The sequence below is a fragment of the Pectobacterium aroidearum genome (genome assembly GCF_041228105.1).
Taxonomy (GTDB): Bacteria; Pseudomonadota; Gammaproteobacteria; order Enterobacterales; family Enterobacteriaceae; genus Pectobacterium; species Pectobacterium aroidearum.
Genome location: NZ_CP166097.1, coordinates 1,414,048 through 1,426,546, shown reverse-complemented (window position 1 = coordinate 1,426,546; position 12,499 = coordinate 1,414,048). Strand labels below are relative to the sequence as shown.

Genomic DNA, 12,499 nt, shown 5'->3' with positions numbered 1-12,499 from the left:
CATCTCAGCAAGCAATATCATGGCGTGTAAAATAACTTACTATGAAAATAATATATTCAAAAAACATATTCATTAAATAATCAATCAACATTCCTGCATCTATTTTACGATTTTTAACGTCATTAAATAATCGCTGACTATAATCAATTGGCAAGTTCTATTAACGACACACCTCTGGAAATAGAGAATGGAGTAATTAAATGAAAAAAAATAATAAGCATATTAAGTCTACGGTATGTGCACTATCATTAGTCGCATTAACGCTAGGCTCAGCGGTTTCGCTTGCCTGTACGCGGCTCGTTTATAAAGATATCAATAATCCTGATTACCCAATTACCGCCCGTTCAATGGACTGGGCCGAGGATACCGAGACCAACCTCTGGATTTTCCCACGAGAATTAAAGCGTTCTGGTGCCGCAGGCCCGCATTCTCTGGAGTGGACATCAAAATACGGCAGTGTCATTGCCTCTGCTTTCGACAGTAACCCAAATATGGCCTCCACAACCGATGGCGTGAATGAAAAAGGGTTGGCGGCTAACGTACTCTGGCTGGCGGAATCTGAATATCCTAAAACCGCACCGACGGCAAAAAAACCGGGCTTGAGCATCGCTGCGTGGGCACAATATGTACTGGATAATTTTGCTACCGTCGATGAAGCGGTGAAGGCGCTGCAAGAGGAAAAATTTACACTGGTCACAAAAGACTTACCGCATCAGGATAGAAAGGCAACGCTTCACCTCTCCTTATCCGATTCATCCGGTGACAGTGCAATTATTGAATATATCGATGGCAAGCAGGTCATTCACCATAATAAGGACTATCAGGTGATGACCAATTCTCCGACGTTCGATCAGCAGTTGACGCTGAATGCTTATTGGGATCAGATAGGTGGCAATGTGATGCTGCCGGGAACGAACCGCGCCGCCGATCGCTTTGTCCGCGCCTCATTCTATGTGAAACATGTTGCCCCCAATAAACTCATTCCAGGAGTAGCAGAGAAAAGTAAAATAGAAAAAGATAAAGCGGACTTAGCCACCGCATTCAGTATTATACGTAATGCATCTGTTCCCTATGGTTATTCCTTGCCAGATATGCCGAATATTTCCTCAACGCGCTGGCGCACGGTTATAGATCATAAATCGCTACAGTACTTTTTTGAATCCGCCGTATCGCCTAATATCTTTTGGGTCGATTTGAAAAAAATCGACTTTGCTCCGCGTGGAGATAACGCCAGCAAATTAGATTTAGGGCCAAACCAGAGCACTATTTATTCTGGTCAGGCTTCAGCACACTTTAAGCCAGCTACGCCATTTAAATTTGCCGGGCTGTAAACAACAATATTCTTTACGATATTATTTTTATTCCACAATGATGTTAAAGCGCCATATTCGTATGGCGCTTTAATACAGCAATTAATAAATAAGGACATAGATAGGCTATTTACAGCACCTTCGCATTCCCTGCCCATTCTGCATAGAAATGGCTCGAACAAATTCCTGGTTCGATTGCTTTTATCTCTGTTTTGACTAATCCCAGATTGATGAAAGGATCGTCCGCCAGAATGTCTTCCATATCAGCGCTATCTAACCCGTAGGCTAAAATAAACCCACCAGTGCCATCATCCAGCGGGCCTGCAAAAATAACATTTCCCTTTTTTATATGATCAGCCAGCCATTTTTTGTGTGCGTCAATACTCTTTTCAAGTTCATCTTTCGGACTGGTGTAATACAGCGTAATAGCATAGAGCATGATTGCTACCTCAATAATTATTGAACGGCTATGGATGTAATAACAGAATGGATAGAGTCTTTCGCATTGTGAATTTCACGATTCTTGATTTCATCCCCTTTTGAAGCGCCTTCCGCACGGACAAAATGAATATCAGTAATACCAAGAAACCGGAAAAAGCCCTGAAGATACCGCTCCTGAAAATCCATATCTAAAAAAGGCGGAGCGGTATAAAAACCACCGCGAGAAGAAACCACAATAACCGTTCGTCCCCCAGACAAACCCACCGGACCTTTTTCCGTATATTTAAACGTTTTGCCAGCCTGCGCGAGCCGGTCTAACCATGATTTCAGCTGGCTCGAGACGGAAAAGTTATACATCGGCGCACCAATAACAATCACGTCATTCGCCAGAAACTCCGCGACCAGCGTTTCAGATAATTGGTGTTCACGCAGCGTGGCGTCATCTACCGAAGAGGATGCGATTTGGCGAAACCCTGCGGCAATCGGCCCAGTCAGGTGGCGTATTTCATCTTTAACCACATCCCGGTAAGAGACGACGGCATTCGGATGCTGTTTGACTAATTGCGCCACAACATCAGCAGAAATCTGTCGGGAAACGGAACCGTTCTCAAGAATACTGGAGTCTATATGTAAAATGTTCACAATAACTTCTCCTACATTGCGTTTCAAAGCTCACTTATTTAACGGCTTTAGCCGCGCTATCAATAAAATCCGCGACGACTTCCGGGTGCGATATCAGAGACATATGGCTGGATGCAATAGAGCGTGTCTTTGCCCCGATATGGCTCGCGATGTCTTTCTGAATAGATGGATTTAATGCCTTGTCCTTCTCCGTCAGCAAATACCAGGTCGGTTTAGCTTTCCACGCTGCCTGCTGAACACGATCGCCAAACGCCTTTGCCGCCATCGGCTGCTGCACCGCAGCCAACGCCTGCGCTTTCTTCAGTGGCACATCGCCCGCCATCACCTCACGATACTGTTCGGGGTTATCCAACCAAATCAGGCCATTAGCGTCCTGTGCCATGCCCTCCATCGGCGCTTTCAGGCGCTGCAATAAATCAGAGACGGATTCTCCACTATCTGGCACCAGCGCCGACAAATAGACGATGCCGCGAACCCTGGGATCATTACCGGCCTGCGTCACGACGGCTCCGCCCCACGAATGCCCTACCAGCAGCACATCACCCTGCTGCCTTTGCAGCACGTGTTCCGTCGCCTCAACGTCATCCGCTAAAGAGGTCAGCGGGTTTTGCACCGCCGTCACGTGGTAACCCATTTCCTGTAGCCGGGCCGTGACGGCAGACCAACTGGAGCCATCAGCAAAGGCACCGTGGACTAAAACGATATTGTTAATTTTTGCCGCCTCCGCAACATTGTGAATGCTGGCAGACAGCACCAGACCTAACGCGATGGCCAGATGGCCGAACCATTTAATACGATAATGCGTCATACGCTTTCCTCTGAAAGAGTGATACGACTGACTGCCCCTCCAACGCGTTTCATCAGGCTCGGGGCAGCAAATGGTTGAATTTTAATCGTGGTTGATGCTTGCGGTAAGATGGCTAACTTGACATAGTTCATGCAAAATTCGCCAAATTCTATTTAACAGGAAAGGTCACTATGCACATCGCCATTCTGGCGCTGCCGGGCAGTATGCAGTCGGCCATTTCCGGGCTTTCTGATATCTTCTGGATGGTCAATCAGGCGCTGATTACCCAGCCAGAGAGTGCTTCCTCCGCCTCACCGCTCTCTTTTGAAACATCCATCGTCAGTGCAGACGGCAAGCCTGTACGTGATGCTCAGGGCAGGCTGATTCACGTCGACAGCTCATTTGATGCGGTGGGTAAATCGGATGTCGTGCTAGCGACCGGGATGATGCTCGGGCCCGATAAATTACCGATGGCAACGTCATCCGTTAGTGAATCGGCTATTTGGCTCAGGGAGCAATATCGACAGGGCTCGCTGATAGGTGGTGCCTGTGCGGGGGGCTTTATTCTGGCCGAAGCCGGGCTGCTGGATGGTCGCTTTTGCACCACAACATGGTGGCTCTACCACACCTTCAAGCAGAAATACCCGAAGGCAAAACCGGTGTGGGGCAAAGCGCTGGAAGAACAAGATGGCATCATTACCACCGGTGGGCCATTGTCCTGGGTGGAACTTGCTCTGCATATTATCCGCCGCAGCGGCGGACCTAAGGTCGCAAAATTGGCAGCAGATATCGCGGTAGCGGACAGCCAGCCGATCTCCCAACGTATTTATGCCCCACAGGGATTCATTAACACCGTACACCCTCTGCTGCTGCGCGCCGAACAGCTCATCCGCTACGAAAATCCGGCAATCACCGCAGAAGAACTAGCCAGCGCCCTGAATTTCAGCGACCGGACGCTGCACCGCAAGCTCAAAGAACTCACGGCGGAAAGCCCGAAAAACTTTATTACCCGCGTCAGGATCGAAATGGCCTGCCTGCTGCTTGAAAACCCGATGACCAATATCAAGCAGGTCGCCTCCGAATGCGGTTACAGTGAAGACACCGCCTTCAGACGCGCCTTTTCTCAGCAGATGGAGATGACACCGACCCAGTTCAGAAAATGGGCGCTGTTGAGGAATAATACATCGCGCGCGTTGGATAATGAGAATGGGGGTTAAGGCGAGGGTGATAAAAGACACGGCTTAGAGTAAACCACCGCCTTGATACACCTTTGCTGCACAGTGCTATTCACTCAGGGAATGAATTAAGGAAATAAAATTGATGATAAGGAAAACCGTTATTGCCACGCTGATCGTCCTGTCGGCGGCATCCATCAGTCAGGCAAATGACAAGGTAGACACGCTCTACGAACGCCTCATGCAGCAGGATGCTACTGCATTAGCCGCGTTGACGACATTAGCGAAAGACCACGACCCGCAGGCATTGAGTACGCTGGGGTTCATCTATGAATACGGCATCACCGTCCCGCAAAATACCACGCAAGCGCGCCAGTATTATCAGCAGGCCTGTGAAGTAGATGGTAATTTTGGCTGCTACAACGTCTGGTATTTTTATCAATATGGCAAAGGTGTCGCGCAGGATAAAGCACGCGCCAAACAGTTCGCAGACAAAATGCATCGCGCCGATCTCAAAATACCGCCTGATGTAATAGAGAACGTCATCGATTACCTGTATAGCGCAAAAGCCAATATCGATAGCGATATATCACAGCGTTCCAGATTAATTTATGCCGCCAAAAGGTACCTCACCAGTGGCGATGAAGATACACAACGTTTATTTACCCGTATCGGCTTTAGCAAGCGGGATGTGCTACGGCTGGCAACATTTTGGGCAAAAGATGGCGATCCAGAAATGAATTTCCTGGTCGGTTATTTCTATAATTTTGGCTATGCCGGTATCAAAAATGAGAATATTGAAGCCCTTAAATGGTTCCGTATCGCTGCCGAAGGTGGTCACCCAGAAGCACAAAATATTCTTGGGTCGGTATACGAAAAAGGACGCTGGGGTATTTATGCGGATGGAGCAGAAGCTGAAAAATGGTATGAACTGGCAGCAAAACAAGGCAATGACAACGCACTGATGAATCTGGGTAAAATGTATTACGACGGCATACTCATCAAGGGCGACTACCGTAAGGCCTATGTATTATTTGAGCAGGCCTATAAAAATGACGTGACCAGTGCCAGCAGATATTTGTCCCAGATGTATTACAGCGGACAGTACGTTGATGTGGATTGTCATCAAGCAAAAAAATACGAAGGAAGTGCAGATAGCCATTATTTTCGCCAATGTGAAAAAGATAAGCGCGAGAGAAAAGCAACGCGCGACGTCTTACCACTCTTAACGTTAAAACATGAATCGAGTCCATTCGGTGGAGATAATAATCCCTATAAATGTGAGCTTAATTTCTCTATCAATACGAATAAATTAGGCGAAGTCGCCAATTTTCGCGCCACGCTACAACTCAAAAACAGTGAAGGCGCGTCAGCCGAACAGACTCTCGCTTTCCCACCTTTTGGGTTGAGTAGTCTTGATACCGGAATGATTGGAGAAAAATTTATTTTTTCCCAGGAATCGGCTCTGCTCCCACAGTACAAACCCGATTTTTGCCAATTCAGCGATCTGAAATTTCAGGTCACCTCCGCGACCGCCACGATTAACGGCGAAGAAGTGGATGTACTTAAAGCAGGAATATTGAAGCAACAGGAAAAGCGTTAACATTCGCGTGTGACTGCTTGATTCCCCATGCTGATAGCTCAGAACTCTGGGCTATTTAGCCTTTATCAGTGCATTCACCAACGTGGCTACAGCGTGTACGAATGCTCAGGAAAAAACCTCTGTATAGTATCCACGATGTGAATATAATGTGTTATGGACAACAGAGGTCGAAAAAATGGAAAAAGACAATAAAGAATTTATTATTCATCAGACATTAACACAAAGCGACTACGAAAGGGGTATTAGGTCGATATCCAACTGGAACGAAAAGAGACAGAGTTATAAGCAAAAGATAATTAATTCCCTGCCAATGCTTTCATTTGTTTTGTTGCTTTTATCGCTCTTTATATTACTGGCGATCATTTTCTTATCCAGCGAACGTGAAGCCCACCCTATTATAAAGTTATTTTCTTATCTTACGGCTTCACTAGCCGTACTTTCCACTTTACTTTCATTACCCACCAGAAAAATAAAAAGCCCCCCTCCAGGGATATTTCCAGTAGAGGTAAAAATAATAATAAACAATGATGGCATCTACGGGGAAACGGAAAGTTCACACAGCCATTACAAATGGCATGCTATTTCTCACCTCCATAAAATCGATGACTATTTATTTTTAATCATTGATAATATGATTGCCATCCCTATTTCGCTTAGTAATTTTTCTGATAAACAAGAAGCTGATTCACTTATTCTTTTTATTGAAGAAAGAATGGGAGCATAAAAGCGATGCCATAGCGATGCTCTTTGCATGACTCTGCCAGATGGCAGAGTCATATAAATAAAGTACCAGTAAGCTATGGCGCTTTCTTGTTTATGTCCCCTACTCCCTGTCTTTATTTCACACCTGAATAACGCGACGGCCAAATCTCTTCCGACCTTTTCCCCATCGCTTCGGCAATCAGCCGTTCGCCTCTCGGCCAATGTCTGGTGAGCGCATTCGCCAGCGTGGATGACGCCAGTCCCGCCGCTCTGGAAACTGCCGCCAGCGTTGTCCCTTTCTTCCGTAATCCCGCGATGATATCCGCCGGATGCCAGTCAGTGTGATTCATTCCATTTCCCTCCACCTATCAAAAACCATTTGGATTTCCGTGTGGATAGGATCGCGTTTTGTGATGAGCAAGACCACGGACGATGAGTCACATATTTAAGGCATTAGACGAGCGTTATGATTCTGGCTATCTGCTTATGTGAATAGCTACAAAAGTTTCGTGCGTGCTAACCACCGTATTTCTCTGTGATTTCATCACACGCCCGACAAGGCGCGCTCAATCGCCGCAGCGCCTTGACCACTGGCTTTTCGGCGCTAATTGCGTCGCTACGCGATACCTTCGGCATTCGTGACCGTTATTCGGACCGCCAGTGACGCGTTCCCGACGCGGCACTGGCTTTCGCCGCATCCATGCGGCTCATCCGACGGCCACGATCGCCTCAGCGCAATTTTTTACGCCGAGAGGGAAAGACAATACTATTCAATAAACTAAATTATTCTCAATGGCATAATTCCAATTAAATTTATTACTAAATATAAAAAACTGACACACCAAAAATTAAATAAAAATCATATAAAAATAAATTTTATAATCCATCACCTTTACAATAAAGTGGACTTACATTCTCATGCTCTTCTAACCACCTATAATACCCTTCAATTTCTGGCCCACCATAATTAATAGCTAATTCCAAACCAAAAATAGCCAGTATAAAGTACCACTCACCTGAATTCGTTTGAATAATATCACTTTCATGAACACGCTGTACAAAATTTCCGTTTTCATCAACCCATTGTGCACCCTGCTCATAAATACGCCTAACACTCACAGGCCATTCTTTTATTGTACCCTTTCTAGCATGTTCTCTAATAACATCCAATTGGATTTCTGTTGCTATATATTCTAAACCATCAGGATAATCAATTAATCGTAAAGCCATACATTCTAGTGCAACCTTAGCCATAAATCTCGACAGTACAAGAGGTGATGGCGGCTCAGCGGATAACAAAAACACTCCTTTACCTTCGCATGCTAAATGACGTAAAGCATCCTCTGATAAAGACACTGAAGTTATTGAATCTTTTTTCGGATCACGAGAAAATTTTGCATGAAAACCAGGGGTTAACACTCCATCCAAAGATGGAATTTTTCCTTTCTTACTTAAGATTTCCTCATGAAACCTAAGAGATTTAATCGCAGGAGACTCTAAAAATTGTTTTTCTACTTTCCTAGAGAAATAATTATTACAAGAGTCACAAACAACACCAGGGGGTAAAACAAGGGTATGATTCCCTAGTGATTCTGGAATTATATGCTCGACACTACATGAATCATTCGAAGGATTACGGCAAAATATGCAAATCATTAATTTCACCTAAACATTAATAGTTAAAATTATAATAAACGCATAAAAAAAAACGAATCAATATATTTTTATTATTACTCAAATTGATATCACATTTTAGGGTAAACAATGGGATGAAACTCCTGCAAGGATACCTCCCTAAAGGTGGATCCATGTATCTTGGTAACTAAGCGACATAGGAAATTGATGTTAAACGGTAACTATCGCTCTGAAAACCTCTAGGCTACTTTGTAAATGGTCATTTATGTAAACTAGACCCAAAAATTTCGGCGACCATAAGTTTGAAAGAGACGGTGTCTGGGAGCTCAGAGTTGATTATGGTCCAGATTATCGAGTGTATTACGCGATAGAAGGCGATAAGATGATTTTGCTCGTCACCGGTGGCGATAAATCAAGCCAAAGCAAAGATTTAGATAAAACGGTGCAATACTGGCGGGATTATCAAAAGAGGTAACATCATGGCAATCATCACCCAATCCACTAAATTCGAAAAAGCCATTAGCCACGATGATACAATGGTTGCGGAGCTACGAGAAAATCCTGAGTACGCTGAAATATATCTCCAGACAGCATTAGAAGATATTTATGAGGAAGGTGGCATCGCTGCATTCCTGACAGCGTTACGCCGTGTCGTTGAAGCGCGTGGCGGAGTAGGAGAAATAGCCAAAAAGTCGGGACTGTCTCGCCAACAGCTATACAGAACGCTGTCTGAAAATGGTAATCCAACGCTGACTACACTCACCGAAATCACCAGAGCCGCAGGCGTTCGGCTTATTCCCAATACTCACAATAATTAAAAATATCAGTCGCTCAACCACGTAGAAAGATTTAGTCAGACGTAAAAAAACCCGCAGTTACGCGGGTTTTTTTCTGTTGAGTACAACGCTATTTCAGACGCAGGTTTATTCCCACTCAATCGTCGCCGGTGGCTTGCCCGATACGTCATAAACAACGCGGGAGATGCCGTCGACTTCGTTGATGATGCGGTTGGATACGCGGCCCAAGAAATCGTATGGCAGGTGTGCCCAGTGCGCGGTCATAAAGTCGATGGTTTCTACCGCACGCAGTGAGACAACCCAATCGTATTTACGGCCATCGCCCATCACGCCCACGGAACGAACCGGCAGGAAGACGGTGAATGCCTGACTGACTTTGTTGTACAGGTCGGCTTTGTGCAACTCTTCAATAAAGATCGCATCCGCACGACGCAGCAGGTCACAGTATTCTTTCTTCACTTCACCCAGCACGCGTACGCCCAGACCTGGACCTGGGAACGGATGGCGGTACAGCATGTTGTACGGCAGACCCAGTTCCAGACCGATCTTACGCACTTCGTCTTTGAACAGCTCTTTCAGCGGCTCAACCAGACCCAGCTTCATCTCTTTCGGCAGGCCACCCACGTTGTGGTGGGACTTGATGACGTGCGCTTTGCCCGTCGCAGAAGCCGCAGATTCGATGACGTCCGGGTAGATAGTACCTTGTGCCAGCCATTTCACGTCAGTTTGCTTGCTGGCTTCTTCATCGAAGACTTCAACAAACACACGGCCGATGATTTTACGCTTGGCTTCTGGATCGTTTTCGCCAGCCAGCTCGCCCAGGAAGCGATCTTCCGCTGCCACGTGAACAATGTTCAGGCCGAAATGATCGCCGAACATTTCCAGAACCTGATCGGCTTCGTTCAAACGCAGCAGGCCGTTATCGACAAACACACAGGTCAGGCGGTCACCAATCGCACGGTGCAGCAGCATCGCGGTCACAGAAGAATCCACGCCGCCGGACAGGCCCAGAATCACCTGGTCGTTGCCCACTTGCTCACGAATACGGGTCACCGCATCGTCGATAATCTTGGCTGGCGTCCACAGTGCTTCACACTGGCAAATGTCACGGACAAAACGCTCCAGCATGCGCTGGCCCTGACGGGTGTGCGTCACTTCCGGGTGGAACTGCACGCCGTAAAAACGTTTTTCTTCGTTTGCCATGATGGCAAACGGACAGGTATCGGTACTCGCAACGGTCTCAAACCCTTCTGGGATTGCCGTCACTTTGTCGCCGTGGCTCATCCAGACATCCAGCAGCGGTGCGCCCGTCGCGCTCAACGCATCCTGAATATCACGCACCAGCGCGCTATCCGTCTTCACTTCTACCTGCGCATAACCAAACTCACGCTCGTTGGAACCTTCAACGTGGCCACCTAACTGCATCGCCATCGTCTGCATGCCGTAGCACACGCCTAATACCGGTACGCCAGCGTTGAAAACGTATTCTGGCGCGCGCGGGCTGCCAAATTCGGTGGTGCTTTCCGGGCCGCCGGACAGGATGATCCCGTTCGGATTAAACCCGCGAATCTGCGCTTCCGTGACATCCCATGCCCACAGTTCACAGTAAACGCCCAGTTCACGCACGCGACGTGCAACCAGTTGCGTGTACTGCGAGCCGAAATCCAGAATAAGAATGCGGTGTTGATGAATGTTTTGCGTCATGAGGAGCATGTTCCAAAAAGCTAAAAAATAAGTAAACCCGGCGAATAGCCCTAAAAAGACAGGCAATAGTACCGGGTTTATCGGGTTAAATCAGCCCGCAAATTACCTTATGAACCCATACGGTAGTTTGGTGACTCTTTAGTAATGGTAACGTCGTGAACGTGGCTTTCCTGAATGCCCGCGCCGCTGATGCGTACAAACTCAGCCTGCGTGCGCAGCGCGTCGATAGTCGCGCAACCCGTCAGCCCCATACAGGAGCGCAAGCCGCCCATCTGCTGGTGAACGATCTCTTTCAGGCGGCCTTTGTAGGCTACGCGGCCTTCGATACCTTCCGGCACCAGTTTGTCGGCGGCGTTATCAGTCTGGAAGTAACGGTCTGATGAACCTTTGGACATCGCGCCCAGTGAGCCCATACCGCGATAAGATTTGAATGAACGCCCCTGATACAGTTCGATTTCACCCGGAGATTCTTCCGTACCCGCCAGCATGGAACCGACCATGACACAGGCCGCGCCTGCTGCGATGGCTTTAGCGATGTCGCCGGAGAAGCGGATACCGCCGTCGGCGATGACCGGAATGCCGGTACCTTCCAGCGCTTCAACCGCATCGGAGATCGCCGTAATCTGCGGTACACCCACGCCCGTCACGATACGGGTAGTACAGATGGAGCCAGGGCCGATACCCACTTTGACCGCGCTAACGCCCGCTTCAACCAGCGCTTTCGCGCCTGCACCCGTAGCGACGTTACCGCCGATGATTTCGAGGTTCGGGTATTTAGCACGTGTTTCACGAATACGCTGCAATACGCCTTCGGAATGGCCGTGTGAGGAATCGATCAGCAGAACGTCAACGCCTGCGGCAACGAGCGCATCAACACGCTCTTCGTTACCCGCACCGGCACCAACCGCCGCGCCTACGCGCAGACGACCGTGTTCGTCTTTACAGGCGTTTGGTTTACGTTCTGCTTTCTGGAAATCTTTTACCGTAATCATGCCGATCAGGTGGAATTTGTCGTCAACGACCAGTGCTTTCTCGACGCGTTTTTCGTGCATCTTTTGCAGCACGACGTCACGCGCTTCGCCTTCTTTAACGGTGACCAGACGCTCTTTCGGCGTCATGAAGGCGCTAACCGGTTTTTCCAAATCGGTCACAAAACGCACGTCACGACCGGTGATGATACCGACCAATTCGTTGTCTTTTGCCACGACAGGGTAACCCGCGAAGCCGTTGCGCTCGGTCAGCTCTTTCATTTCACGCAGCGTGGTTTCTGGGGTGACCGTCTGTGGATCGACCACAACACCACTTTCATGTTTTTTCACGCGGCTGACTTCTTCCGCCTGACGCTCAATTGACATATTTTTGTGAATAAAGCCCAGACCGCCTTCCTGCGCCAGCGCAATAGCGAGGCCGGATTCGGTAACGGTATCCATCGCTGCGGACAGCATAGGAATATTCAGGCGAATGTTTTTCGTCAACTGCGTGGACAGATCGGCAGTATTAGGCAGAACAGTAGAATGAGCGGGAACCAGGAGGACGTCGTCAAACGTCAGTGCTTCTTTAGCGATACGTAGCATGGGCAATATCTCACCAAGGTGGATGTAAGAATAGATAAAATATTGCCGTGGCATTATACAGAGCGTAATCGGTTGCCTCCAGCATTATTTTACTAAAATGCTTGATTACCTGTTTCAGGTAGGTAGTAT

12 protein-coding genes and 1 pseudogene are annotated in these 12,499 nt (G+C 47.6%); 6 read left to right on the top strand and 7 right to left on the bottom strand.

What is annotated here, in order from left to right; translation table 11 throughout:
• Positions 1-200: 200 nt before the first annotated feature.
• Complete coding sequence (locus tag AB8809_RS06415) at positions 201-1,331, top strand: linear amide C-N hydrolase (RefSeq protein ID WP_180779527.1); 1,131 nt, start codon at positions 201-203, stop codon at positions 1,329-1,331.
• Positions 1,332-1,440: 109 nt separating this feature from the next.
• Here the strand turns inward: AB8809_RS06415 and AB8809_RS06410 are convergent, their stop codons facing one another.
• From AB8809_RS06410 to AB8809_RS06400, 3 genes are read right to left on the bottom strand one after another with little or no spacing between them, the layout of a single operon-like run.
• Positions 1,441-1,749: a YciI family protein gene (locus AB8809_RS06410; protein WP_182099788.1), complete on the bottom strand. Its 309-nt coding sequence runs from the start codon at positions 1,747-1,749 to the stop codon at positions 1,441-1,443.
• 17 nt (positions 1,750-1,766) lie between these two features.
• Entirely contained in the window at positions 1,767-2,393 is a 627-nt protein-coding gene (locus AB8809_RS06405; RefSeq protein WP_349855858.1) for an FMN-dependent NADH-azoreductase, read from the bottom strand.
• A gap of 34 nt (positions 2,394-2,427) precedes the next feature.
• Positions 2,428-3,201: an alpha/beta hydrolase gene (locus tag AB8809_RS06400; RefSeq protein WP_349855859.1), complete on the bottom strand. Its 774-nt coding sequence runs from the start codon at positions 3,199-3,201 to the stop codon at positions 2,428-2,430.
• A 170-nt stretch (positions 3,202-3,371) separates the two neighbouring features.
• Here AB8809_RS06400 and AB8809_RS06395 point away from each other — a divergent pair, with 170 nt between their 5' ends.
• From AB8809_RS06395 to AB8809_RS06385, 3 genes are all read left to right on the top strand, one after another.
• Positions 3,372-4,397, top strand: a complete 1,026-nt coding sequence (locus AB8809_RS06395) for a helix-turn-helix domain-containing protein (protein ID WP_349855860.1) — start codon at positions 3,372-3,374, stop codon at positions 4,395-4,397.
• Between the two features lie 199 nt (positions 4,398-4,596).
• The gene (locus AB8809_RS06390) at positions 4,597-5,958 is read left to right on the top strand and encodes a hypothetical protein (RefSeq protein ID WP_349855861.1); all 1,362 of its coding nucleotides are present in this window, start codon (positions 4,597-4,599) and stop codon (positions 5,956-5,958) included.
• A 175-nt stretch (positions 5,959-6,133) separates the two neighbouring features.
• Complete coding sequence (locus AB8809_RS06385) at positions 6,134-6,682, top strand: YcxB family protein (RefSeq protein WP_349855862.1); 549 nt, start codon at positions 6,134-6,136, stop codon at positions 6,680-6,682.
• A gap of 112 nt (positions 6,683-6,794) precedes the next feature.
• Here AB8809_RS06385 and AB8809_RS06380 read toward each other — a convergent pair whose 3' ends face one another.
• Positions 6,795-7,010, bottom strand: coding sequence for a helix-turn-helix transcriptional regulator (locus AB8809_RS06380; protein ID WP_349855863.1), 216 nt, complete (start codon positions 7,008-7,010; stop codon positions 6,795-6,797).
• A 526-nt stretch (positions 7,011-7,536) separates the two neighbouring features.
• Positions 7,537-8,316 carry an HNH endonuclease gene (locus AB8809_RS06375; RefSeq protein WP_349855864.1) on the bottom strand — a complete coding sequence of 260 codons (780 nt, stop codon included), beginning with the start codon at positions 8,314-8,316 and terminating at the stop codon, positions 7,537-7,539.
• Positions 8,317-8,578: 262 nt separating this feature from the next.
• Between AB8809_RS06375 and AB8809_RS06370 the strand changes: the two are divergent.
• Positions 8,579-8,770, top strand: a pseudogene (locus AB8809_RS06370) (type II toxin-antitoxin system RelE/ParE family toxin); the annotation flags it as partial.
• A gap of 4 nt (positions 8,771-8,774) precedes the next feature.
• Positions 8,775-9,113, top strand: a complete 339-nt coding sequence (locus AB8809_RS06365) for an addiction module antidote protein (protein ID WP_349855865.1) — start codon at positions 8,775-8,777, stop codon at positions 9,111-9,113.
• Positions 9,114-9,218: 105 nt separating this feature from the next.
• Here the strand turns inward: AB8809_RS06365 and guaA are convergent, their stop codons facing one another.
• Positions 9,219-10,796: a glutamine-hydrolyzing GMP synthase gene (guaA, locus tag AB8809_RS06360; protein WP_015841180.1), complete on the bottom strand. Its 1,578-nt coding sequence runs from the start codon at positions 10,794-10,796 to the stop codon at positions 9,219-9,221.
• A gap of 107 nt (positions 10,797-10,903) precedes the next feature.
• Positions 10,904-12,370 carry an IMP dehydrogenase gene (gene guaB, locus AB8809_RS06355; RefSeq protein ID WP_015841181.1) on the bottom strand — a complete coding sequence of 489 codons (1,467 nt, stop codon included), beginning with the start codon at positions 12,368-12,370 and terminating at the stop codon, positions 10,904-10,906.
• Positions 12,371-12,499: the final 129 nt, after the last annotated feature.

Excerpts from the sequence above, each read along its gene's own strand:
- AB8809_RS06415 (WP_180779527.1), top strand. The coding sequence starts at position 201 with ATGAAAAAAAATAATAAGCATATTAAGTCTACGGTATGTGCACTATCA.
- AB8809_RS06410 (WP_182099788.1), bottom strand. The coding sequence starts at position 1,749 with ATGCTCTATGCTATTACGCTGTATTACACCAGTCCGAAAGATGAACTT.
- AB8809_RS06400 (WP_349855859.1), bottom strand. The coding sequence starts at position 3,201 with ATGACGCATTATCGTATTAAATGGTTCGGCCATCTGGCCATCGCGTTA.
- AB8809_RS06395 (WP_349855860.1), top strand. The coding sequence starts at position 3,372 with ATGCACATCGCCATTCTGGCGCTGCCGGGCAGTATGCAGTCGGCCATT.
- AB8809_RS06390 (WP_349855861.1), top strand. The coding sequence starts at position 4,597 with ATGCAGCAGGATGCTACTGCATTAGCCGCGTTGACGACATTAGCGAAA.
- AB8809_RS06385 (WP_349855862.1), top strand. The coding sequence starts at position 6,134 with ATGGAAAAAGACAATAAAGAATTTATTATTCATCAGACATTAACACAA.
- AB8809_RS06380 (WP_349855863.1), bottom strand. The coding sequence starts at position 7,010 with ATGAATCACACTGACTGGCATCCGGCGGATATCATCGCGGGATTACGG.
- AB8809_RS06375 (WP_349855864.1), bottom strand. The coding sequence starts at position 8,316 with ATGATTTGCATATTTTGCCGTAATCCTTCGAATGATTCATGTAGTGTC.
- AB8809_RS06365 (WP_349855865.1), top strand. The coding sequence starts at position 8,775 with ATGGCAATCATCACCCAATCCACTAAATTCGAAAAAGCCATTAGCCAC.
- guaA (WP_015841180.1), bottom strand. The coding sequence starts at position 10,796 with ATGACGCAAAACATTCATCAACACCGCATTCTTATTCTGGATTTCGGC.
- guaB (WP_015841181.1), bottom strand. The coding sequence starts at position 12,370 with ATGCTACGTATCGCTAAAGAAGCACTGACGTTTGACGACGTCCTCCTG.